Source organism: Massilia eurypsychrophila (assembly GCF_002760655.1).
GTDB lineage: Bacteria > Pseudomonadota > Gammaproteobacteria > Burkholderiales > Burkholderiaceae_D > JAFCUW01.
This window is the reverse complement of the sequence record NZ_PDOC01000003.1, coordinates 240,939-263,516: the sequence shown is the minus strand read 5'-3', so window position 1 is coordinate 263,516 and position 22,578 is coordinate 240,939. Positions and strand designations below refer to the sequence as shown.

Annotated in this window: 19 protein-coding genes; 15 read left to right on the top strand and 4 right to left on the bottom strand. The window is 64.9% G+C overall.

Features of this window, described 5'->3' with window-relative positions; translation table 11 throughout:
* Positions 1–49: 49 nt before the first annotated feature.
* On the bottom strand, positions 50–1,036 hold the full coding sequence (locus tag CR105_RS06835) for an AraC family transcriptional regulator (RefSeq protein WP_099787683.1): 987 nt from the start codon (positions 1,034–1,036) through the stop codon (positions 50–52).
* Between the two features lie 139 nt (positions 1,037–1,175).
* Here CR105_RS06835 and CR105_RS06830 point away from each other — a divergent pair, with 139 nt between their 5' ends.
* The 5 genes from CR105_RS06830 to CR105_RS06810 are packed head-to-tail and all read left to right on the top strand — an operon-like array spanning position 1,176 to position 5,641.
* On the top strand, positions 1,176–2,387 hold the full coding sequence (locus CR105_RS06830; protein ID WP_099787682.1) for a dienelactone hydrolase family protein: 1,212 nt from the start codon (positions 1,176–1,178) through the stop codon (positions 2,385–2,387).
* A gap of 3 nt (positions 2,388–2,390) precedes the next feature.
* On the top strand, positions 2,391–3,716 hold the full coding sequence (locus tag CR105_RS06825) for an aromatic ring-hydroxylating dioxygenase subunit alpha (RefSeq protein WP_099787681.1): 1,326 nt from the start codon (positions 2,391–2,393) through the stop codon (positions 3,714–3,716).
* The gene (locus CR105_RS06820) at positions 3,706–4,239 is read left to right on the top strand and encodes an aromatic-ring-hydroxylating dioxygenase subunit beta (protein WP_099787680.1); all 534 of its coding nucleotides are present in this window, start codon (positions 3,706–3,708) and stop codon (positions 4,237–4,239) included. Before CR105_RS06825 ends, CR105_RS06820 begins: the two co-directional genes overlap by 11 nt.
* Positions 4,239–4,823, top strand: coding sequence for a cysteine hydrolase family protein (locus CR105_RS06815; protein WP_099787679.1), 585 nt, complete (start codon positions 4,239–4,241; stop codon positions 4,821–4,823). The genes CR105_RS06820 and CR105_RS06815 overlap by 1 nt, the downstream gene beginning before the upstream one ends.
* Positions 4,820–5,641, top strand: coding sequence for an SDR family oxidoreductase (locus CR105_RS06810; RefSeq protein WP_099787921.1), 822 nt, complete (start codon positions 4,820–4,822; stop codon positions 5,639–5,641). Before CR105_RS06815 ends, CR105_RS06810 begins: the two co-directional genes overlap by 4 nt.
* 305 nt (positions 5,642–5,946) lie before the next feature.
* On the opposite strand, the gene CR105_RS06805 is transcribed toward CR105_RS06810, so the two are convergent.
* Both CR105_RS06805 and CR105_RS06800 read right to left on the bottom strand, forming a co-directional pair.
* Positions 5,947–7,077 (bottom strand): ABC transporter substrate-binding protein, encoded by a 1,131-nt coding sequence (locus CR105_RS06805; protein ID WP_099787678.1) that lies wholly within the window; start codon positions 7,075–7,077, stop codon positions 5,947–5,949.
* A gap of 108 nt (positions 7,078–7,185) precedes the next feature.
* A complete protein-coding gene (locus CR105_RS06800; RefSeq protein WP_099787677.1) occupies positions 7,186–8,811 on the bottom strand; it encodes an AMP-binding protein in 1,626 nt (541 codons plus the stop codon).
* 235 nt (positions 8,812–9,046) lie between these two features.
* Here CR105_RS06800 and CR105_RS06795 point away from each other — a divergent pair, with 235 nt between their 5' ends.
* The 10 genes from CR105_RS06795 (at position 9,047) to CR105_RS06750 (ending at position 21,857) form a co-directional block, all read left to right on the top strand.
* On the top strand, positions 9,047–10,123 hold the full coding sequence (locus tag CR105_RS06795) for an NAD/NADP-dependent octopine/nopaline dehydrogenase family protein (RefSeq protein WP_099787676.1): 1,077 nt from the start codon (positions 9,047–9,049) through the stop codon (positions 10,121–10,123).
* On the top strand, positions 10,120–11,127 hold the full coding sequence (locus CR105_RS06790; protein WP_099787675.1) for a 3-hydroxybutyryl-CoA dehydrogenase: 1,008 nt from the start codon (positions 10,120–10,122) through the stop codon (positions 11,125–11,127). Before CR105_RS06795 ends, CR105_RS06790 begins: the two co-directional genes overlap by 4 nt.
* A gap of 100 nt (positions 11,128–11,227) precedes the next feature.
* On the top strand, positions 11,228–12,244 hold the full coding sequence (locus CR105_RS06785) for a porin (RefSeq protein WP_099787674.1): 1,017 nt from the start codon (positions 11,228–11,230) through the stop codon (positions 12,242–12,244).
* Positions 12,245–12,413: 169 nt separating this feature from the next.
* A complete protein-coding gene (locus CR105_RS06780) occupies positions 12,414–14,585 on the top strand; it encodes a thiamine pyrophosphate-dependent enzyme (protein WP_099787673.1) in 2,172 nt (723 codons plus the stop codon).
* Positions 14,586–14,601: 16 nt separating this feature from the next.
* Positions 14,602–16,149 (top strand): indolepyruvate oxidoreductase subunit beta family protein, encoded by a 1,548-nt coding sequence (locus tag CR105_RS06775; protein ID WP_099787672.1) that lies wholly within the window; start codon positions 14,602–14,604, stop codon positions 16,147–16,149.
* A complete protein-coding gene (locus tag CR105_RS06770; protein WP_099787671.1) occupies positions 16,146–17,114 on the top strand; it encodes a PDR/VanB family oxidoreductase in 969 nt (322 codons plus the stop codon). Before CR105_RS06775 ends, CR105_RS06770 begins: the two co-directional genes overlap by 4 nt.
* Positions 17,115–17,139: 25 nt before the next feature.
* Entirely contained in the window at positions 17,140–18,474 is a 1,335-nt protein-coding gene (locus tag CR105_RS06765) for an aromatic ring-hydroxylating dioxygenase subunit alpha (protein WP_099787670.1), read from the top strand.
* Positions 18,471–18,956, top strand: coding sequence for an aromatic-ring-hydroxylating dioxygenase subunit beta (locus CR105_RS06760; RefSeq protein WP_099787669.1), 486 nt, complete (start codon positions 18,471–18,473; stop codon positions 18,954–18,956). The genes CR105_RS06765 and CR105_RS06760 overlap by 4 nt, the downstream gene beginning before the upstream one ends.
* Positions 18,957–18,971: 15 nt before the next feature.
* Positions 18,972–20,594: an AMP-binding protein gene (locus CR105_RS06755; protein ID WP_099787668.1), complete on the top strand. Its 1,623-nt coding sequence runs from the start codon at positions 18,972–18,974 to the stop codon at positions 20,592–20,594.
* 90 nt (positions 20,595–20,684) lie between these two features.
* Positions 20,685–21,857, top strand: a complete 1,173-nt coding sequence (locus CR105_RS06750) for an ABC transporter substrate-binding protein (RefSeq protein WP_099787667.1) — start codon at positions 20,685–20,687, stop codon at positions 21,855–21,857.
* Between the two features lie 52 nt (positions 21,858–21,909).
* Here the strand turns inward: CR105_RS06750 and CR105_RS06745 are convergent, their stop codons facing one another.
* On the bottom strand, positions 21,910–22,572 hold the full coding sequence (locus CR105_RS06745; RefSeq protein WP_099787666.1) for an amino acid ABC transporter permease: 663 nt from the start codon (positions 22,570–22,572) through the stop codon (positions 21,910–21,912).
* Between the last annotated feature and the right edge of the window lie 6 nt (positions 22,573–22,578).

Genomic DNA, 22,578 nt, shown 5'->3' with positions numbered 1-22,578 from the left:
TCGGTGGCTGGACATTGGCAACTGCCGAGTATATTCCGACACGAGCGGCTCACCGTTTCAAAGTTTGCAGCGGCGTCTCGCCATAGCGGGCGCGGTAGCTCGCCGCGAAGCGCCCGAGGTGGCTTAAACCGCAGGCCAGCGCGATGTCGGTGACTTGCGCGCCAGGCGCCGCGGTCTGCAGGGCGCCACGCGCGGCATCAAGCCGCTTCTCACGCACATACCCCATCGGGGAACAATCGTAATGCACGCGAAACGCCTCGCACAGGCTGCGCAGGCTGGCGCCGCTGGCGGCGGCGATCTGCTCGAGCGAGAGCGGCTCGAACAGGTGCGCACGGATAAACTCCTCGGCCACGCGCAGCTTGCGCTGCGGCGCCGCGGGACTCTGGCGCCACAGGCGCTCGCTGTAATTGCTTGGCTGGCGCAGCAGCAGGTGATGAATCAGCGTTTGTTCCTGGGCGCGGATCATCGGCCGCGCGTGCGGCTCGGTAGCAAAACCGCGGTTGGCCAGCAGGCCGCCGAGGTGGTGCTGCCAGGCGCGCCCCATCGCGCAATCCATCGGCATCTCAGGCGCGAATTCGATCGAGCCGTTTTTCAGTTCGCCGCCAAGCAGGTCGCGGCAGGTTTCTTCAACGCGCTCGCGCGGGATCTTCAGCAGCAGCTGTTCGCATCCTTCGCTCCAGTCCAGCTGCAGCGGCAGGGTCGGCGACACCAGCGCGCCGGTCTGCGGCGAGGCCGCCACCGAGTGCCCGCCGACGCGGATCTGAGCGCTGCCCGACAGCGGCACCTGGAACAGCATGAAGCCGTTCAGCCGCCCTGCCTCGATATGGACCGCGGCGCCGTAGCGCAGGATGAAGAACGACAGCGCGCCAAGGTCGGTTCTGTGCAGCGCGGCGTCGACCTTGCCGCCATTCCAGCGCAACTCGTGCTCCTTGAATGCGTGGCCAGTCTGCGCGCGCGTCTCGTGCGGATCGGAGGACGCGAACAACGGCGCCTTGTCGTACAGGTTCTGCACTTCGCCTTTGAGCCAGGTCTCCACTGATGCACTCCTCCTTGCCGACGATTCTACATCAGTTAAACGCCCGATTCGGCTTGCGGATGCCGAAATCGGATAGTGCCACTCGCTTGTGCGGATCACAATCGGCAGAACATCCACGCATCCTTGAGGGGAAGAGAATATGGGCAGTTACGTCACCATCGCAGCGAACGACGGCAGCGGCGAATTCCGCGCTTACCTGGCAGTGCCGAAGTCGGGTAAAGGCCCGGGCATCGTGCTGGCGCAGGAGATCTTCGGCATCAACGAGTTCGTGCGCGCCACCGCTGATTACTATGCCGAAGAGGGCTACGTGGTGCTGGCGCCCGACCTGTTCTGGCGCCAGCAGCCGAACGTCGACCTGGGCTACACGCCGGAGGACTGGCAGGCGGCGTTCGGACTGTTCCAGGGCTTCGATCCGGACAAGGGCATCGCCGACATCGACGCCACGCTGGCGGTGCTGCGCGCGCGTCCCGAATTCGAAGGCAAGACAGGCGTGCTCGGATTCTGCCTCGGCGGCAAACTGGCCTACCTGGCCGCCTGCCGCTGCGACGTCGACGTGGCGGTCGGCTACTACGGTGTCGGCATCCAGGACCAGCTGGAAGAAGCGGACAATATCCGCGGCCGCCTGGTGCTGCACTTCGCCGAACAAGACAAGTTTTGCCCGCCACCGGCGCGTGAGGCGATTTTCGCGGCGCTGCAGGGCCGGCCGAACGTGGAGCTGTACCTTTACCCCAACGTCGATCACGCCTTTGCGCGTCCGCCGTCGGAGCACTACGACAAGCCGTCGGCGCTGGTGGCGCACGAGCGGTCGGTGGCCGCCTTCCGCAAGGCGATCGGGCCGCAGTTCGATCTGTCGGCGTTGTGGGACAAGCACTGCGAATACGAATTCGGCACCCGCAACGTCGACGACACGATGTCGACGATGGTACCGCAGCCCTACGTCAATCACATTCCGACGATGACCGGGGGCGTCGGCTACGACAAGCTGCACGACTTCTACACCAATCACTTCGTCAACAGCAATCCGCCCGACACCCGCCTGGTGCCGATCTCGCGCACCGTCGGCGCCACCCAGATCGTCGACGAAATGCTGTTCTGCTTCACCCATACCTGCGAAGTGGACTGGATGCTGCCTGGCGTCGCGCCGACCGGCCGCTACGTGGAGATTCCGCTGGTGGCTATCGTGAAATTCAGGGGCGACAAGCTGTATCACGAGCATATCTACTGGGACCAGGCCTCGGTGCTGGTGCAGATCGGCGCGCTCGATGCGGCCGGCCTGCCGGTCGCCGGCATCGACTCGGCCAGGAAGCTTCTCGACGAGACGCTGCCCTCCAACACGCTGATGCGAAAGTAAGCCATGGCCTATACCAACGAACAGATCGACGCGCTGGTGCGCGACGACAGTGTGCACAAATCGGTGTACACCGACCCCGATCTCTACCAGCTGGAGATGGAACGGATCTACGGCCACGCGTGGATCTACGTCGGCCACGACAGCCAGGTGCCGAACGCGGGCGATTTCTACGCCACCCGCATCGGCGACCAGGACGTCATCATGGTGCGCGCCAACGACAAAAAGGTCTACGTGCTGTACAACCGCTGCCCGCACCGGGGCGCGAAGCTAGTGCCCGACGGCTGCGGCAATACTGGAAAATTCTTCCGCTGTCCGTATCACGCCTGGACCTTCAAGCTCGATGGCGCCCACCTTGCCGCGCCGATGAAGTCAGGTTTCGAGGGCACCTGCTTCGATCCCAAGCACCCCGACTTTTCGATGCGCCAGCTGGCGCGGGTCGAGAGCTACCGCGGCTTCGTGTTCGCCAGCCAGGCCGCCCAGGGCGATGACCTGAAGTCCTTCCTCGGCGGCGTCATCACGTCGATCGACAACCTGTGCGACCGCTCGCCGGTGGGCGAAGTGGAAGTGGCCGGCGGCGTTTTCAAGGTGTGGCAGAACTCGAACTGGAAGGTCTTCTACGAGAACCTGCACGACACGATGCATGCGCAGGTAACCCACGAGTCGTCGGTGGTCGCCGCGCGCGACCAGGCGAAGGAAATGGGCGAGATGCCGCTCGAGCTGCACATCATGGACGGCAACGGCGAGCCATACTCGTTCTGGGAAAAGCTCGACCTGTGCGCCTACGACAACGGCCACGGCTACATGGAAGGGATCTTCAACCCGGGCGCGGCCGAACGCGACCCGGTCACGCGCGCTCACTTCGAGGTGCTCGAACAGGCATGGGGCCGGGAGCGCGCGCTCGAGATCCTCGGCATGAACCGCCACAACACGATCATCTACGGCAGCGGCTCGCCGCATACCGTGTTCCAGCAGTTCCGCGTGATCCGCCCCGTGGCGGTGGACCGCACCATGATCGAGATCCAGACGTTTCGCCTGAAGGGCGCGCCGGAGGCGGTGTTCAAACGCAGCCTCATGTACGCCAACGTGATCAATTCGCCGTCGTCGAACGTCATGGCCGACGACGTCGAAGTCTACAAGCGCTGCCAGGACGGCAACCTGACGCACGGCGGCGACTGGATCAGCCTTCACCGCTACCTCGGCACCGACCGCGTCGTGCCAGGCGGGATGATCTCCACCAACGGCACCAGCGAACTGCCGATGCGTAACCAGTTCCGCGCATGGAAGCAGTACATGCTCGCCACGAAAACGGAGGCCGTTCATGCTGCTTGACCTCGATTTCGACGTATCGACCGACGGCCTGCGGCCGGCCGAAATATCGCTCGACCTCCAGCACCGCCTGCAGCAGTTCCTGTACATGGAAGCGCGCGCGCTCGACGAACGGCGCGTGGCCGACTGGCTGGCCATGTGGACCGACGACGGCATGTACTGGATCCCGCAGGCGCACGACCAGCAAAGCCCGTACGACCATATCTCGCTGGCGTGGGAGGACAAGATGCTGCGCGAGGTGCGCATGAAGCGCCTGTCGAACGCGCGCAACTGGTCGCAGCAGCCGGTCACTCGCACCTCGCGGCTGGTCGGCAATGTGATCGCGGCCGGCTTCGATGGCAGCGACAAGCTGGTGGTGCACTCGGTGTTTCAGATGACCGAATGGCGCCAGGGCACGCCGCGCCAGATGGCCGGCAGTATCACCCACAAGCTGGCGCCGCACGGCGACAGCTGGAAGATCCACCTGAAGCGGGTCGACCTGGTCAACTGCGACGCGGTGCACGACAGCCTGCAGGTGTTCATCTGATGGACGCCGTCATCGCGCTGCATTACCAGAACGACGTGCTGCACCCGGACGGCAAGATCCGGGTCGGCATCGCCGCCGACAGCCCGCTTCGCGCCGGCGTGATCGCGGCGGCGGAGCAGTTGCTCAAACAGGCGCGCGAGCATGGGCTGCCAATCGTGCACGTGCGCGTTGCGTTCCGACCCGACTACGCGGACCTGCTGGCTAATGCGCCGATCTTCCGCAACGTCGCCGCCATCGGCGCGGTGGCCGAAGGCAGCTGGGGCGCCGGTTTCTACGACAGCCTGGCGCCGCTGGACGGCGATGCACGCGAATTCGTCGTCACCCACAAGCGCATCAACGGTTTTTACGAATCGTCGTTGGAGACGGTGCTGCGCGCGGTGGGTGCGCGGCGCCTGGTCGTCGCCGGCGTCGCCACCCACTCGGTTGTCGAGAGCACGGTGCGGCACGCGGTCGACATGGGGTACGAAGTGACGGTTGCCGCGGACGCCTGCACCGCCGGCGTGCCGGCAGCCCACGCCGCCGCGCTCGAGAGCATGCGCCTGATCGCGCGGGTGTGCGACGTCGAATCAGTGTGGCCGGCATGAGCACCGCATACACTCCCGACACGTCGATCGCCGGCAAGGTGGCGATCGTCACCGGCAGCACCCAGGGCCTGGGGCTCGACATCGCACGGGTGCTGTCGGCGTGCGGCGCGCACGTGGTCATTCTCGGGCGCAGTTCGGGCGCGGCCGTCGTTGCCGAGCTATTGGAGCGGCCAGGCGCGCAGGCGATGTACTGCGAAGCCGACATCGAGAACGACGACGACATCGACCGCTGCATCGCGGCCACTTTGGCGCGCTTCGGCCGGCTCGACATTTTGGTCAACAATGCCTGCATCTACACCGACGCGGGCCTCGACTCGACGCGCGAAGCCTGGCACCGTACGCTCGGCGTGAACCTTGTGTCGGCTGCGATCTTCGCGCAAAAGGCGGTGGCGCACATGGAGCGAGGCGCCGTCATCATCAACCTTGGCAGCACCGGCGGCAAATTCGGTGCGGCCGGGCGTGCGCTCTACCCCGCCTCCAAGGCGGCGCTGCTGCAGCTGACGAAGAACCTTGCGGTCACGCTGGCGCCGCGCGGCATCCGCGTGGTGGCAGTGTCGCCAGCGTGGACCTGGTCGCCGTCGATCGAGCAGCTTAGCCACGGTTCGCGCGAGCGCGCCGATGCCGTCGCCGCGCCGTTCCACCCGCTCGGGAGGGTCGGCCAGGGCAGCGAAGTCGGCAACGCGGTGGCGTTCCTGGTGTCGGGCGCCGCATCGTGGATCACCGGCGTCGACATCCCTGTCGATGGCGGTTTTTCGGTGCTGGGACCGGACCGCGGCATATCGCCGAGGACCTGGTTCGAGCAACACGATCCGGAGTAAAGCGGCAACGCTGGGTTCAGGTCTGACATTCGGACAAAAAGCTGGGGTCAGGTCTGACATTCGGACAAAAAGCTGGGGTCAGGTCTGACATTCGGACACTTATGGCCGCTTTCAGGCGGACTCATCGGCCAATCGTGTTTATGGGCATTTTTTTATGGCGAGCTGAGCAAAGAAAAATGGCGCAAATTGTCCGAATGTCAGACCTGACCCCAGCTTTTTGTCCGAATGTCAGACCTGACCCCAGCATTGCAGCGCATAAAAAAAGCCAGGATTTCCTGGCTTTTTTCATCATACGACTACCGCTCTTACATCTTGCACGACGCCGAATAGGCGTCGCCATGGTTGGTCAGGATCGGACCGAGCGTGCGGTTGGTGACGCGGCCCTGCTTGTCGGTGCCGATCACGCGCGCATAGTAATCCTGCACCGGATAGTTGTTGTGGCCGAACTTGAAGGCGCCCCGCACCGATTTGAAGTTGGCCGCTTTCAGCGCCTTGCCGAGCGCTTCCTTGTCCTCAATCTTGCCCTTGACGCCGCGCACAGCCGAATCCATCAGCATCGCCGCGTCATAGCCCTGCGACGCATACAGCGACGGCAGGCGGCCATACTTCTTCTGGAAGTCGGCGACAAAGCGCTTGTTCTGCGCATTGTCCATGTCGTGGCCCCACTGCGACGCATTGAACATGCCCAGCATCGGCGCGCCAACCGCCTTGATGATGTCCTCGTCGGCCGAGAAGCCAGGGCCGAACAGCTGCGAACTCTTGGACAGGCCGGAGTCGACGAACTGCTTGATGAAGTTGATCCCCATACCGCCCGGCAGGAAGATGAATACCGCGTCCGGCTTGGCAGCGCGGATCTGCGACAGTTCAACGCCGTAATCGAGCTGACCGAGCTTGGTGTAGATCTCGTCGGCGACCTTGCCCTTGTAGTAGCGCTTGAAGCCGGTCAGTGCATCCTTGCCGCCCGGGTAGTTAGGCGCGATCAGCACGACGTTCTTGTAGCCTTGCGCGGTGACCTGCTTGCCGACTGCCTCGTCGAGGTTATCGTTCTGCCAGGCCACGTTGAAGAAATACGGATTGCACTGTTCGCCGGCGTATTGCGACGGACCCGCGTTGGCGCTGATGAAGTGCGTCTTGGCGGCGAACACGCTAGGGCCCACTGCCAGCATCACGTTCGAGAACACGATACCGGTCATGAAATCGACCTTTTCCTTTTTTAGCAGCCGCTCGGTCATCTGCTTGGCCACGTCCGGGCTTTGCTGGTCGTCGCTGGTGAACACTTCGACCGGCAAGGTGCCGAACTTGTTGTCCAGGTGCGTCAGCGCGAGCGAGAAGCCGTCGCGGATGTCGACGCCAAGGCCGGCGCCCGCACCGGACAAGGTGGTGAGCATGCCGACTTTAACTTTGTCGGCGCCATGCGCCGCGCAAGCTGCGGTCATCGCGAGAACTGCTGCGGAAAGGCGTAATAATTTCAATGTCGACTCCTGGTTGAACAATCATGTGAGCCGCAATTGCGGCCTTCTTTTTCGCTGCCCTTCTTGTTTCACTTAATTCTGTCCGGTCGCTTCCTGCCGCAGCACGAAACGCTGAAGCTTGCCGGTGCCCGTGCGCGGCAGGCTGCTACGAAACTCGATCTTACGCGGATACTTGTATGGCGCCACGGTGCGCTTGACGAAGTCCTGCAGTTCCTTCGCCAGTTCGGGCGTGCCCTCGGTTCCGGCCTTGAGCACGACATACGCCAGCACGACTTGGCCACGTTCCTCATCCGGACACCCTACCACGCCGCACTCGGTCACCAGCGGATGCAGCAGCAGCGCGTCCTCCACTTCGGGGCCGGCGATGTTGTAGCCGGCCGAGATGATCATATCGTCAGTGCGCGCCTGATACCAGTAATAACCGTCGGCGTCGACCTGATAGGCGTCGCCGGTGAGGTTCCAGCCATTGTGCACGTAGTCGGCCTGGCGCGGGTCGGCCAGGTAGCGGCAGCCGGTTGGCCCCTTCACCGCCAGCCGCCCCGTCACGCCGGGCCCGGCCTGTTCGCCGTTTTCGTCGATGATGCAGGCCTGGTAGCCGGGAATCGGCTTGCCGGTGGCGCCCGGGCGAATATCGTCGCCGGCCGCGGAAATAAAGATGTGCAGCATCTCGGTGGCGCCGATTCCGTCGATCATGGCCAGGCCCGTGGCCTGCTGCCAGCTGATGCGCGTGGCCAGCGGCAGCGCTTCGCCGGCCGACACGGTGCGCGTCAGGCTTGACAGGTCATGCTCGTGCGCCAGCGGCGCCATCTGGCGGTAGAAGGTCGGCGCCGTGAAGCAGATGGTGGCGCGATACCTGGCAATCGCCGCCAGCAGCAGGGCCGGCGTCATCTTCTCGAGCAGCACCGCGCAAGCGCCGTAACGCAGCGGGAACAGCAGCAGGCCGCCCAGGCCGAACGTGAACGCCAGCGGCGGCGTGCCGATGAAGATGTCGCTGGCCTGTACCTTCAGCATCGAGCGCGGGAAGCAGTCGCAGATGACCATGATATCGCGGTGAAAATGCATCGTGCCCTTCGGCCGCCCGGTGGTGCCCGAGGTGAAACCGATGATGCACACGTCTTCGGCCGACGTGTCGACGGCGTCGAAACTGGCCGGCTTGGCGGCCATCAGCGCCTCCAGCGCATCGGCGCCGGCCGCATTGAAATACAGCGCGCCGGCCGGTACCGGCGACTTTGCCATCGCGCCTGCGATTTCTTCTTTCAGGTCGTCGGCGCACAGCACCGCGTCGACCTTCGCCAAGTCGATGATGGTGGCCAGCTCCTTGGCGCGCAGCAGCGGCATGGTCGGCACCGCGATGCAGCCGGCCTTCCACACCGCCAGCACGCACGCTGCCATCATCGGGTTGTTCGCGCCGCGCAGCAGCACGCGGTTGCCCGGCACGAGCTTGAGATCGTCCTTGAGCACATGGGCGATGCGGTCCACTTTTTCGAGCAGCTGCTGGTAGGTCCAGCTGGCGTCGGCGCCGTGAATGGCGGGCGACTGCGCGTGGCCGCCGGCGACCATCTTGTCGAGCAGTTCGACGGCGCAGTTGAGGCGGTCCGGATAGGACAGCTCGGCCAGATCGAACCGCAGTTCGGGCCACAGCGAACGTGGCGGCAGATTGTCGTTGGCGAAGGTATCGAGATGGGCGGTCGGGGTCATGCGGTCTCCGGTGAGTCGGTTTTTGCGTGGCGCCAGGCGCCCCAGTCAGGCCTCATCTTCAGCCCCTTGGCATTATTACTTTAAGCCTAAAGTATATAAAGATCAAGCCTTTTTGCGCCCTTCCATGCGGCGTCGCCCAGCACTTCCGCAACCACAATATATTTATTGACAGTTAAATTGTTTAGACTTAAATTAGTGACAAATGTATGACATTTCATGTAACTGGGAGACTGCTTTGAAGATTGCGATTCTGGGTGGCGGGCACGGATGCTATGCGGCGGCGGCCGATTTGTCCGAACAGGGACATGAAGTGCGGCTGTGGCGGCGCGACGCCGCGGCGCTTCAGGCGGTGCTCGATCAAGGAGGCATCCGCATCAAGGATGCCGACGGCGAACGCGATGTGAAAATCGCGCTGGCCACCGGCGATATCGCCGCCGCCCTCGACGGCGCCGAGCTGATCGTGCTGCCGACACCGGCGCTGGCGCAGGCCGACATCGCGCGCAGCATGGCGCCGCACCTGGCCAACGGCCAGGTCGTGTTCCTCCCGCCCGGCACCTTCGGCGGCTACCTGATGGCGAAGATCGTCTGGGACAGCGGCAACCACGCCGCCGTCACGTTCGCCGAAACCGGCACCCTTCCCTACCTGGCGCGCAAGCACGGGCCGGCCGAAGTGGCCATCACCATCCGCGCCACGCGCCTGCCAACCGGCGTATTCCCGGCCAGCCGCGCCGATCACGCCCATGCCGTGATCGCCCGCGCATATCCTTCGGTGGAACGCTGTGGCGACATCCTTTCCGGCGCGCTGATGAATGCCGGCCCGGTGATCCACCCGCCTTTGATCATGATGAACGCGGCCCCGCTGCAGCACTTCCCCGAGTGGGACATCCACAACGAAGGCACGCAGCCGGCGGTACGCAGCGTCACCGACCGCCTCGACGGCGAACGCATGGCCGTGCGCGAGGCGCTCGATTACGGCGCTCCGCACTTCCCGCTGGCCGACCACTATAACAACGACCAGTGGATGTACGGCGACGCCCACAAGAAGCTGGTCGACAGCGGCGACTGGCGCGAGCATATCGACCTGCACACGCACCGTTACATGCGCGAAGACACGGCAATGGGACTGGCTTTCCTCGTGTCGGTGGCGCGCTGGGTTGGCATCGACGTGCCGGTGGCAAGCGGCCTGCTGGCGATGGCCGGCGCCATCGTCGGCGAAGACCTGGCGCGCGGCGAGCGCACGCTGGACGCGCTCGGCCTCGGGCAGTTGGGCAAGGCAGCCATGAACGACCTGCTGCAGAACGGCTTTCAATGAGCACGCCAGCGTTGCAGCATATCGCCGCGGTCGGCGCCGGCCGCATGGGACGCGGCATCGCCATCGCCTTTGCCTACGCGGGACACGAGGTAGCGCTGATCGACATCAAGCCGCGCGCGCTTGAGGCGACCGCCAAACTTGAAACCGAGAGCCTGGCCGAAATCGGCTCCAGCCTGCGCATGCTGGCCGATCTGGGCATGTTCGACGCCGGCGAACTGCCTGCAATCATGGCGCGGGTACGTTTCGTCGGCCTGGCCGATGCACCAGCGGCCCTCGAGGGCGCCGATGTCGTGTTCGAAGGCGTACCGGAAGTCCTCGATGGCAAGCGTGACGCGTTCGCCTTTATTTGCGAGCACGTGCGCGCCGACGCCATCGTCGCTTCGACCACCTCCACCTTTCTCGTCACCGACCTGGCTGCATTCGTCACGCATCCGGAGCGGCTGCTCAACGCGCACTGGCTCAATCCCGCCTACATCGTGCCGCTGGTTGAACTCAGCCCCCACCCCGGCACCAGCGCCGAAGTGGTCGACGCCATGAAGGCGATGCTCGAGCGTGCCGGCAAAGTGCCGGTGGTCTGCGCCGCGGCACCCGGCTTCATCGTGCCGCGGCTGCAGGCGCTGATCATGAACGAAGCTGCCCGCATGATCGAACAGGGCATCGCCACCGCCGAGGAAATCGACAAGGCGACGCGCTACGGCTTCGGTTTTCGCTTCGCCTCGATCGGCGTGGTCGAGTTCATCGATTTCGGCGGCAACGACATCCTGTATTACGCCAGCCGCTACCTGGCGCAGGCGATCGACCCGACCCGTTTCGCGCCGCCGGCCATCGTCGAGCAGTACATGGAGGAAGGCCGCATCGGCCTGAAGACCGGCAAGGGATTCTACGACTACACCGGTGTTGATCCCGACGCTTACCGGCGCGACGTGCTGGGACGCTCGCTCGGCATGCTGCGGCACCTGGACCTGCTGCGCGCGCCCGGCGCGGCGCTTCGCCCCAAAGAATAAGATCTCGCCGGCCCCATGCCGGCGGGAGACAACGATAGCGACGCACCGGTTGCTAAGGGGACTTCCCCGTTTTTTCAATCCACCATGAACTGGAAGACACATGAAGAAGATAGTCATCACCCTCGCAGTGCTTGGCGCAGCTGCAGGTGCGGCGCAGGCCCAAAGCAGCGTTACGATCTACGGCGCGCTCGACGCCTACCTTGAGTCGGGCCGCAATGGCCAGGCCACGGTGACGCGCGTGCAAAATGGCGGCGCAACTCCGTCGCGCATCGGCTTTCGCGGCGTGGAGGACCTCGGCGGGGGCGTGAAGGCGATCTTTTCGCTTGAAACCGGCATCAACGTCGACGACGGCACCGCCGCGCAAGGCGGCCTGCTGTTCGGCCGCCAGGCATTCGTCGGCCTGACCGGTAACTTCGGCACCGTCACCGTCGGCCGCCAGTACACGCCCTTCTTCATGACCAACCTGCTGTACACGCTCGGTGGCGGCATGGGCTGGGGTAACGCCGCCAATTACTTCCTCGAGCCGCCGTCGGCACGGGCCAACAACGCGCTGCAGTACGCAACGCCGAACATCAAAGGCTTCGTGTTCAAGGCCATGTACGCGCTGGGTGAGAATTCGGCGCCAGGCGCCGGCAAGGTCGGCAACGTGCGCGTCGTGTCGGGCCAGTACGACAGCGGCAAACTGTCGGTCAACATGTCCCACATGAACCGCACCACCACCGACACGAATGCCGACAAATGGACCGCGCTGGGCGCCTCCTACGACTTCACCGTGGTCAAGACAGCCCTGGTGTACCAGGTGCGGCGCGACGACGCCAACATCACGCGCAACGACTACTTCGACCTGAGCGCAACCATCCCGATGGGCGGCGGCGCCCTGCTGCTCGACATCGGCGGCCTGCAGAACAAGGTCACCAACGACGCCGATGCGCGCACCGCCAGCATCCGCTACGACTACTTCCTGTCGAAGCGCACCACCGTGTACGGCGGTATTTCGACGGTGCGCAACGAAGCGAAGGCGCGCTACGGCGTGACCGGCGCGGGCGGCGCGCCGATGGTGGCACTGGCCGGCGCAGATCCGCGCGCTGTGGCGATCGGCGTGCGCCACTTCTTCTGATGAACGCTGTCTAACCTTCGAGGGCGGACGCCAGCCAAATCGGCGTCCGCCCTCAGTATCGACAAAATACACTTGACTCAGATTTAGTTTAGGCGTCAAATAGATTGCATGAATTTTCATGCATTTTGCATGAACCTGGCACGGCAAAAACGGCGACTGGAGAGATAAAGTGGCGGAGCGGTCCTTCAAGAACGAAGTCGAGAAACTACGCCTCGGCGCCGGCGAAGAATTCCACGGCGAGGGCATTCTCGCGGTGACGAAAGCGCTGCTGCAGTCGGGCGTTTCGTACGTCGCCGGTTACCAGGGCGCGCCAATCTCGCACCTGATGGACGTCCTGACGGACGCCAACGACATTCTCGAGGAACTCGGCGCCCACTTCGAGCACAGCGCCTCGGAAGCGACCGCCGCGGCCACGCTGGCGGCCTCGGTCAACTATCCGCTGCGCGGTGCCATCACCTTCAAGTCCACCGTCGGCACCAACGTCGCGTCCGACGCGCTGGCCAACCTGTCCTCGGGCGGCGTCACCGGCGGCGCCCTGATCATCGTCGGCGAAGACTACGGCGAGGGATCGAGCATCATGCAGGAGCGCTCGCACGCTTTCGCCATGAAATCGCAGATCTGGCTGCTCGACCCGCGCCCCAACCTGACGTCGATCGTCAATGCGGTGGAACAGGGCTTCGAGCTGTCGGAGGCGAGCAACACCCCGGTGATGCTGGAACTTCGCATCCGCGCCTGCCACGTGCACGGCCGCTTCATCGCCAAGGATAATGTACGCCCGGCCTTCACCCTGAAGGACGCGCTCGAGAACCCGGTGCGTGATGTCAGCCGCATCGTGCTGCCGCCTGCCAGCTTCGTGCACGAGCAGGAAAAGATTACCAAGCGCTGGCCGGCCGCGGTCAAGTTCATCGAAGAGCGCCAGCTCAACGAGTTCTTCGCCGATGGCGCCCAGGACTTCGGCCTGGTGCTGCAAGGTGGCCTGTACAACACCGTCATCAACGCGCTGGTCCTGCTGGGATTGTCGGACGCCTTCGGCAACAGCAAGATCCCGCTGTACGTCATGAACGTCACCTACCCGGTCGTCGACAGCGAAATCGACCGCTTCTGCAGCGGCAAGCGCGCGATCCTGATGATCGAAGAAGGCCAGCCCGATTACATCGAGCAGAACCTGCACGCGCTGCTGCGCCGCGCCGGCATACCAACCACCTTGCACGGCAAGGACATGCTGCCGATGGCCGGCGAATACACCGCCGCGGCGATGCTGAAAGGGATCCTGCGCTTCGTGCAGCAATATGCGCCGCAGCTGATCGACCAGACAGCGCTGCCGATCGCCGCCAGGCCCGTCACGGCCGGCTCCAAGCCATTCCCGGTGCCGGTGATCGACCAGGAAGTGCACGCCCGCCCGCCGTCATTCTGTACCGGCTGCCCGGAGCGGCCGATCTTCACCGCACTCAAGCTGGTCGAGCGCGAACTGGGCACGCACCATGTCAGTTCCGATATCGGCTGCCACCTGTTTTCAATCCTGCCGCCGTTTAACCTGGGCGCCACCACCATGGGCTATGGCCTCGGCGCCGCCGGCGCCGCCGCGTTCAACACGCGCGAAACATCGAAGCGCGCCATCAGCTTCATGGGCGACGGCGGCTTCTGGCACAACGGCCTGACCAGCGGCGTCGGCAACGCGGTGTTCAACAAGAGCGACAACCTGCTCGTCATCGTCGACAACAACTACAGCGCCGCCACCGGCGGCCAGGACCTGCTGTCCTCCAGGGGAGCCAACCCGCTGCGCGTGACCCAGGTGCCGATCGAAAACGCGGTGCGCGGCGTCGGCGTCAAGTGGGTGCGCAAGATCACCAATACCTACAAGCTCGAGGACCTGCGCGACAGCATGCGCGAGGCGCTGACGACGACCGAATCCGGTCCAAAGGTCATCATCGCGCAGAGCGAATGCATGCTCAACAAGCAGCGGCGCGAAAAGCCGCTGGTGCGCAAGGCCCTCAAATCGGGCGAGCGCGTGGTGCGCGAGCGCTTCGGCGTCGATTCCGACACCTGCACGGGCGACCACTCCTGCATCCGTCTGTCGGGCTGCCCGTCGCTGACGATCAAGCCGAACCCCGACCCGCTGCGCAAGGACCCGGTGGTGACGGTGCAAAACAGCTGCGTCGGCTGCGGTCTGTGCGGCGAGGTGGCGCATGCCGCTGTGCTGTGCCCATCGTTCTACCGCGCCGCCACGATCAGCAATCCGACCCGTTTCGACCGCCTGCGCGACCGCGTGCGGCGGACCGTCATCGGCTTCCTGCAGGATCGCATCGAACGGCGTCTGGCCGGCATCGAATCCATTCACTGAAAGCGGCAAGCACGCCATGAACACTACCGAAGTATCTTTTGACCGCAGCCGCCCTGCCCCGAGAGCGATCAAGATCGCCATCCTGGCCATGGGCGGCGAAGGCGGCGGCGTGCTGGCCGACTGGATGGTCGACATGGCCGAGGAAGCCGGCTACTACGCACAGACCACGTCGGTGCCCGGCGTGGCCCAGCGCACCGGCGCCACCATCTACTACCTCGAGATGTTCGCGCCGGTGGCTGGCGTCGGCGCCGGCGTGGCGCCGGTGCTGGGCATGATGCCCACGCCGGGCGAGCTCGACATCGTGCTGGCATCCGAACTGATGGAAGCCGGCCGTGCGGTGCAACGCGGCCTGGTCACGGTCGACAAGACCTTGCTGATCGCGTCGACCCACCGCGTCTATTCGATGACGGAAAAAACCGCGATGGCGGACGGCCGCGTCGACGCCCAGCGCCTGATCGAGGCAGGCTACGCCGCCGCCCAGCGCTTCGTGCACGCCGACTTCGCCCGGCTGGCCGAGCAAAACGGCAGCGTGATCAGCGCCGCCCTGTTCGGCGCGCTGGCCGGCAGCGGCAAGCTGCCGTTCGTCCGCGACCAGTTCGAGCAAGCGATCCGTCGCGGCGGCGTCGGCATCGACACCAGCCTGGCCGCATTCAATGCCGGCTTCGCGGTCGGCGCCAGCCCGCAGGCAGTGGCGCCGTCGCGTGCCGCCATTCACGCCGAGCCGGCAGCCGCGGCCCCAGGCGCGCGCCTGCAGCCACAGGCTACCCGCATCGGCCGCGATTTTCCGGCCGCGGTCGAACCGACGCTGACGGCCGGCGTGCTGCGCATGGCCGACTACCAGGACGAGAAATACGCCACCGACTACCTCGACCGGCTGGCCGCCATCTGCGAACTGGACCGCCGCCATGGCGACGGCACCTACCGCCTGCTGAACGAAACGGCGCGCTACCTGGCGCTGTGGATGAGCTACGAAGACACCATCCGGGTGGCGGACCTGAAGACGCGGCGCAGCCGGTTCGAGCGCGTCACGCAGGAAATCGGCGCGGCCAAGGCGCAGGTGGTGCAGATCAACGAGTTCATGCATCCGCGCGTCGAGGAAATCGCCGACACGATGCCGGCCGCCCTCGGCCGCTGGCTGCTGGCGACCGGCTGGGCGCGCTCGCTCGTACATCGTTTCGCGCACAAGGGGCGCGTGATCCAGACCACGTCGCTGCGCGGCTACCTGCTGCTGTATTGCGTCGCCAGCCTGAAAGGCATGCGCCGCAAATCGCTGCGCTTCCAGGCGGAGCACGCAAAAATCGCCGAATGGCTCGGACATATCCAAACGCAGGCCGGCGCCGATTACGCGCTGGCGCTCGAAGTGGCCGAATCGCAGCGGCTGGTAAAGGGTTACGGCGACACCCACATCCGCGGCACCCTCAACTTCGACACGCTGATGGCGGCGCTGCCGGCGCTGCGCAAGGGTCCCGACGCCGCCAGCCGGCTGCGCCGACTGCGCGAAGCCGCACTGGCCGACGACAGCGGCAAGCAGCTGGCAGCGATGATGAGCGGGGTGGCCGCATGAACGACGACCTGCTCAAGCTGACGGTGGCCGAAGTACGCCAGCTGACGTCGCACATCACCGCGTTCCGGCTGCGTCACCCGGACGGCGCGCCGCTGCCGGCCTGGCAGGCCGGCGCCCACATCAAGGTCGGCGTCGAGATCGGCGGCAAGGCCGACTGGCGCCACTATTCGCTGATCCGCACCGGCGCCGACGAGCATCCGGCCGAGTACCTGATCGCTGTACGGCGCGAGGAAGGTGGCCGCGGCGGTTCGTTGTTCATGCACCAGCTCAAGGCCGGCGACAGCATCCAGGTTGGCATGCCGGTCGACGCCTTCCGTCTCGACCCGGCGCACGACGACGTGCTGCTGATCGCCGGCGGCATCGGCATCACGCCGCTCATTTCGATGGCCACTGCCCTGCGCCAGGCCGGCAAGCGCTACGCGCTGCACTACACCGGCCGCAGCATGGACCAGCTTGCGCTGGTACCGGAACTGCGCGCCGACGGCGCCGACGCCTTGAGCGTGTATGCCGACGACGACAGCACATGCCGGCTCGACCTGCGCGCGCTTCTGGCCGCCAGCAAGCCGTCGCAGGCGCTGTACACCTGCGGCCCGAAAGGCATGATCGACGCCGTGCGCGACATCGCGCTGGAACTTGGCTGGCAGATCGACCATATTCATTACGAACTGTTCGCCTCCGCCGCGCCCGAAGCGGGCGACGTCGCCTTCGAAGTCGAGCTCACCCAGTCCGGCACGCGGCTGCAGGTGGGCGCCGACCAGACCATCCTCGACGCCATGATCGACGCCGGCCTCGACCCGATGTTCGACTGCAAGCGCGGCGAATGCGGCGTGTGCGCGGTGCCGGTGCTGTCGGGTGACATCGAACACCGCGACAACTGCCTGACCGCGTCGGAACGCGCGGCCGGCAACGTGATCCAGATCTGCATCTCGCGCGCCAAGGGCAGCTGCCTGGTGCTCGACGCCTGACCCAAGTTGTATTTCGGAGACAGACATGAAAAACAGGACCGCAAACAATTACAGGGATGACCCGGCGGCGGTGGCAGCACTGGTGCAGGACGACCAGGTGCACCGCGACGTCTATCTCGACCAGGATATCTTCGACCTCGAGATGGCCCAGCTCTGGTCCAACACGTGGGTCTACGTCGGCCACGCCAGCCAGGTGCCGGAAAAAGGCGACTACTACGCCACCGACGTGGCAATGCAGCCGCTGATGATGGTGCGCCATACGGACGGCTCGGTGCGCGTGATGATGAACCGCTGCGCGCACAAGGGCGCCAAGCTGGTGTCCGACGTGTGCGGCAACACCGGCAAATTTTTCCGCTGCCCTTACCACGCCTGGACCTACAAGACCGACGGCTCGCTGCTGGCGATCCCGCTCAAGAACGCCTATGAAGGCACGCGCCTGAAGGAATGCGATGCCAGCAAGGGCCTGGTGACGGTGCCGAACGTGGAGATCTACCGCGGCTTCGTCTTCGTGCGCCTGTCGAACGAGGGGCCATGCTTTCTCGAGTTCTTCGGCGAGTCGCTCTCCTCGATCGACAACATGGCCGACCGCTCGCCGGAAGGCGAACTGGAAATCGCCGGCGGCTGCCTGCGCTTCGTCCACGACTGCAACTGGAAGATGTTCATCGAGAATCTGAACGACACCATGCATCCGATGGTGGCGCACGAATCGTCGGCCGGCACCGCCAAAAAGCTCTGGGAAGGCAAACCGGCCGACGAGCCGAAGCCGATGCCGATCGAGCAGTTCGTGCCCTTCATGTCGGACTACAAATTTTTCGACGACATGGGCGTGCGCGTGTTCGCCAATGGCCACAGCTACTCGGGCGTGAACTTCTCGATTCATTCGAATTACGCCGCCATTCCCGAGTACGAACAGGCGATGGCGGACACCTACGGCGAAGAACGCGCGCGCTCGATCCTGGGCACCTCGCGCCACAATACGGTGTACTACCCGAGCCTGACGATCAAGGGCGCGATCCAGTCGATCCGCGTGGTACGCCCGCTCGGCCCGAACCAGACCGTGGTCGAATCGTGGACCTTCCGCCTGAAGGGCGCGCCCGACAAGCTGCTGCAGCGCACCCTGATGTACAGTCGCCTGATCAATTCGCCGATGTCGGTCGTCGGCCACGACGACCTGCACGTCTACCGCGCCATGCAGGAGGGTTTGCGCGCCGCCGGCAACGAGTGGGTCAGCCTGCACCGCGACTATTCGCCGTCCGAACTGACGCAGGACGACCTGACCACCAAGGGCACCAGCGAGATCTCGATGCGCAACCAGTTCCGCGCCTGGCGCAAATACATGATGCCGCAGGAGGCCACATGATCAACGAGACACTGGCGCAAGAACTGCGCGCATTCGTCTACGCCGAAGCGCGCATGCTGGGCGAGAAGCGCTTCGACGAGTGGTACGAGCTGTTCACCGAGGACGCGATGTACTGGGTGCCGCTGACGCCGGGCCAGCCGGACGGACTCAATCACGTGTCGCTGATGTACGAGGACAAGCTGCTGCTCAAGCTGCGCATCGAGCGGCTCAAGAACGTGCGATCATATTCGCAGCAGCCGGCCTCGCGCAGCCATCATCTGCTGCAGGCGCCGGATGTGGAACAGGCCGACGAAGCGGCCGGTATTTACGTCACCCGCACGCAGTTCATCTACACCGAAACGCAGGGCAATGTGCAGCAGATGTACGCCGGCACGGTGTTCCATACGCTGGCGCGGATAGACCGACAGTTGAAGATCGCGCTGAAACGCGTCGACCTGCTCAATTGCGACGCTTGCCTGCCCGCCATCCAGCTGTTCATGTAATCGAGGAGCACTGACTTGACTTCAACAACCGTCTTTGCCAGCTTTGCCGACGCCGCGGCGCGCCACGGCGCGCGTCCTTTCCTGCACATCCTGCCGGAGACGGCAGCCTGCTACGGCATCGAGGCGCAGACCATCTCGTACGAAGAGGCGTTCGGCAAAGTCAAACGGCTGGCACAGATATATGCCGCCGCCGGCTACGGGCACGGCCACCGGGCCGGCCTGATGCTGGAAAACCGCCCGGCCTTTTTCCTGCACTGGCTGGCGCTGAACGCGCTGGGCGTGTCGGTGGTGCCGATCAATACCGACATGCGCGCGGCCGAACTCAATTACCTGATCGGCCATAGCGAGATCTGCCTGGCGGTGACGCTGCGCGAGCGCGCCGCCGAGCTGCAGGCGGCGGCAGCGGCAGCCGGGCGCGCACTGGTGATCATCGGCGCCGAAGCGCCCGACCTGATCGAGCCGGCGCCGTTCGCCGCGCCGCTTGCAGGCGTGCCGGACACCGGCACCGAATGCGCGCTGCTGTACACCTCGGGCACCACCGGCCGACCGAAAGGATGCGTGCTGACCAACGACTACTTCCTGCTGGCCGGCGCATGGTACAACGGCATCGGCGGCCTGTGCACGCTCAAGGCGGGCGAAGAGCGGCTGATCACGCCGCTGCCGATGGTGCACATGAACGCGATGGCGTATTCGACGATGGCGATGATCTACGCCGGCGGTTGCATCATCCCGCTCGACCGCTTCCACCCGCGCAGCTGGTGGGACAGCGTGCGCTCCTCCGGCGCGACGGTAATGCACTACCTGGGCGTGATGCCGGCAATGCTGATGGGCGCGGCGGCCGATGCGCGCGACCGCCAGCACAGCGTGCGCTTTGGTTTTGGCGCCGGCGTCGACAAGCTGCACCACGCATCGTTCGAGCAGCGCTTCGGCGTGCCGCTGATCGAAGCGTGGGCGATGAGCGAAACCGGCGCCGGCGCCGTCATCATCGCCAACCGCGAGCCGCGCCACATCGGCACGGCGTGCTTCGGCAAGCCCGAGCCGGCCCTCGAGATCCGCCTGGTCGACGACGCCGGCGAAGAAGCGGCAAGCGCGCAGCCGGGCGAACTGTGGGTACGCGCCAGCGGCGCCGACCCGCGCCGCGGCTTTTTCAAGGAATACCTGAAAGACCCGCAGGCCAGCGCCGAAGCGTGGGAAGGCGGCTGGTTTCGCACCGGCGACATCGTCATGCGTGACCTTGACGGCTACCTGCACTTCATCGACCGCAAGAAGAACGTGATTCGCCGCAGCGGTGAAAACATCGCCGCCGTGGAAGTGGAGTCGGTACTGCGCCAGCATCCGGCGGTGCAGTCGGTGGCGGTGGCCGCAACGCCCGACCCGGTGCGCGGCGACGAAGTGATGGCGCTGGTGGTGCTGCACGACCAACAGGCCGACCCGGCCGCCACCGCCACGTCGATTACCGCATATTGCCTCACGCAGCTTGCCTACTACAAGGCGCCAGGCTACGTCGCCTTTGTCGACCAGCTGCCACTGACGACGTCGCAAAAGATCCAGCGCGGCGTGATCAAGGAGTGGGCGCAGCAGTTACCGGGGACCGCGCGCTGCATCGACACGCGCGCCATGAAGAAGCGCCAGGCCTGAATTTTTTCGCAGCACCGCAACAAAGAGCATCGCAACTGTCAGCAACGCAGTACCTTCGTCCACACACTTTGATTTGAGGAATAAGAGAACATGTTCAAGAAAACGGTAGTCGCAGCACTGGTGGCGGGAGCCATGATGTCGGCCCACGCCGACGACAAAGTCAAGATCGGCTTCGTCAGCACCCTGTCCGGTCCGGCCGCAGCGCTCGGCACCGCGGTGTTGGACGGCTTTAACCTGGTCCTCAAGAAAAACGGCGGCAAGCTCGGTGGCGTGCCGGTCGAAGTGCTGGTGCAGGACGACCAGGGCAAGCCGGACGTGGCGCGCCAGATCGGCGAAAAATTCATCAAGAAGGACAAGGTCGATTTCGTCACCGGCGTGATCTTCCAGAACATCATGGCCGCGGTCGACCAGGCGACGTTCGCCTCGCAGACCTTCCTGATCAGCCCTAACTCGGGCCCTTCCTACCTGGCCGGCGAGCGCTGCAACCCGTACTTCTTCGCCGTCTCGTGGATCAGCGACAGCTACGCCGAAGCGGCCGGCCAGCTGGTCACCGAAAAAGGCCACAAGAGCGCCTACCTGATCGCGCCGAACTACCCGGGCGGCAAAGACGTGGTGGCCGGCTTCAAGCGCTACTACAAGGGCAAGGTCGCCGACGAAGCGTACGTGAAGATGGGCGAGCTCGATTTCGCCACCGAACTGGCGCAGATCCGCGCGTCCAAGCCGGAAGCGGTCTTCATGTTCCTGCCGGGCGGCTCGGGCATCAACTTCATCAAGCAGTGGAACCAGTCCGGCCTGAAGGGCCAGATCCCACTGTACGCCACCGGCTGGAACTTCGACCAGGACACCTTGACGGTGCTGGGCGAGACCACCGTCGGCAACCAGCACGCGGCGCACTGGAATACCGACCTCGATAACGCGCCGAACAAGGAGTTCGTCGCCGCCTTCGAGAAGGAATACAAGCACCTGCCGTCGGTGTATGCGTCGCAAGGCTACGACACGGCGCTGCTGATTGACGCGGCGGTGCGCGACACCAAGGGCAAACTGGGCGACAAGGTCGCGCTGCGCAAGGCGCTGGAAGCGGCCAACTTCAAGTCGGTGCGCGGCGACTTCAAGTTCAACGTCAACCACTTCCCGATCCAGACCTACTACTCGCAGCTGGTGGTGAAGGACGCCAAGGGCCGCGTGGTCAACAAGACCACCGGCAAGATCTTCGAGGCGCATCCTGACGCCTACGTCGCCGCCTGCAAGATGCCGAAGGCGTAACAGGATGGCGTGACGCGGCCCGCCGCAATGACAACGGGGTCAGACCCCGTTGTCACGTTGACTGATGGGCGCGGTTCAGGCGGCGCTCGGCGCGCCGCTGCACCGCTTCGAAAGCCAGGCTCATGCACCAGTAGATGGCGGCGGCGGCGATGTAGAGCGGCAAGGGACGGAACGTTGTGGCGATCACTTCCTTGGTCGTGAGCATCAGTTCGGTCATGGTGATCACCGACACCAGCGACGTGTCCTTGATCAGGCTGATCAGGGTGTTGCTCATCGACGGCACCGCCACCCTCAGCGCCTGCGGCAACACGATGTGACCCAGCGTCTGCCAGTAGCCGAGGCCAAGGCTGAAGCTGGCGCGCCACTGGCCGACGCCGATGCTGTCGATGGCGCCGCGCAAGCTTTCCGACAGGTAGGCGCCGGCGTTGAGCGACAGCGCCAGTACGCCGGCCGTGACGGGCGTAAATTCGATGCCGATGCTCGGCAATCCATAATAGATGACGAATATTTGCACCAGCAGCGGCGTGCCGCGCATCACGCTGACGTACAGCGTGGCAGGCCAGCGCAGCAGTGCGTATGGCGACATGCGCATCACCGCGGCCGGGAAGCCGAGCGCCAGCCCGCCGACCATCGACGCGATGGCGAACACGAGCGTGTAGCCGGCGCCGGTCAGCATCACGGGCGCGGCGTCGCGCAGCAGGTTGAACAGGTCCATCAAGTC

Excerpts from the sequence above, each read along its gene's own strand:
- CR105_RS06745 (WP_099787666.1), bottom strand. The coding sequence starts at position 22,572 with ATGGACCTGTTCAACCTGCTGCGCGACGCCGCGCCCGTGATGCTGACC.
- CR105_RS06750 (WP_099787667.1), top strand. The coding sequence starts at position 20,685 with ATGTTCAAGAAAACGGTAGTCGCAGCACTGGTGGCGGGAGCCATGATG.
- CR105_RS06810 (WP_099787921.1), top strand. The coding sequence starts at position 4,820 with ATGAGCACCGCATACACTCCCGACACGTCGATCGCCGGCAAGGTGGCG.
- CR105_RS06785 (WP_099787674.1), top strand. The coding sequence starts at position 11,228 with ATGAAGAAGATAGTCATCACCCTCGCAGTGCTTGGCGCAGCTGCAGGT.
- CR105_RS06790 (WP_099787675.1), top strand. The coding sequence starts at position 10,120 with ATGAGCACGCCAGCGTTGCAGCATATCGCCGCGGTCGGCGCCGGCCGC.
- CR105_RS06770 (WP_099787671.1), top strand. The coding sequence starts at position 16,146 with ATGAACGACGACCTGCTCAAGCTGACGGTGGCCGAAGTACGCCAGCTG.
- CR105_RS06805 (WP_099787678.1), bottom strand. The coding sequence starts at position 7,077 with ATGACCGCAGCTTGCGCGGCGCATGGCGCCGACAAAGTTAAAGTCGGC.
- CR105_RS06775 (WP_099787672.1), top strand. The coding sequence starts at position 14,602 with ATGAACACTACCGAAGTATCTTTTGACCGCAGCCGCCCTGCCCCGAGA.
- CR105_RS06760 (WP_099787669.1), top strand. The coding sequence starts at position 18,471 with ATGATCAACGAGACACTGGCGCAAGAACTGCGCGCATTCGTCTACGCC.
- CR105_RS06820 (WP_099787680.1), top strand. The coding sequence starts at position 3,706 with ATGCTGCTTGACCTCGATTTCGACGTATCGACCGACGGCCTGCGGCCG.
- CR105_RS06830 (WP_099787682.1), top strand. The coding sequence starts at position 1,176 with ATGGGCAGTTACGTCACCATCGCAGCGAACGACGGCAGCGGCGAATTC.
- CR105_RS06815 (WP_099787679.1), top strand. The coding sequence starts at position 4,239 with ATGGACGCCGTCATCGCGCTGCATTACCAGAACGACGTGCTGCACCCG.
- CR105_RS06800 (WP_099787677.1), bottom strand. The coding sequence starts at position 8,811 with ATGACCCCGACCGCCCATCTCGATACCTTCGCCAACGACAATCTGCCG.
- CR105_RS06825 (WP_099787681.1), top strand. The coding sequence starts at position 2,391 with ATGGCCTATACCAACGAACAGATCGACGCGCTGGTGCGCGACGACAGT.
- CR105_RS06765 (WP_099787670.1), top strand. The coding sequence starts at position 17,140 with ATGAAAAACAGGACCGCAAACAATTACAGGGATGACCCGGCGGCGGTG.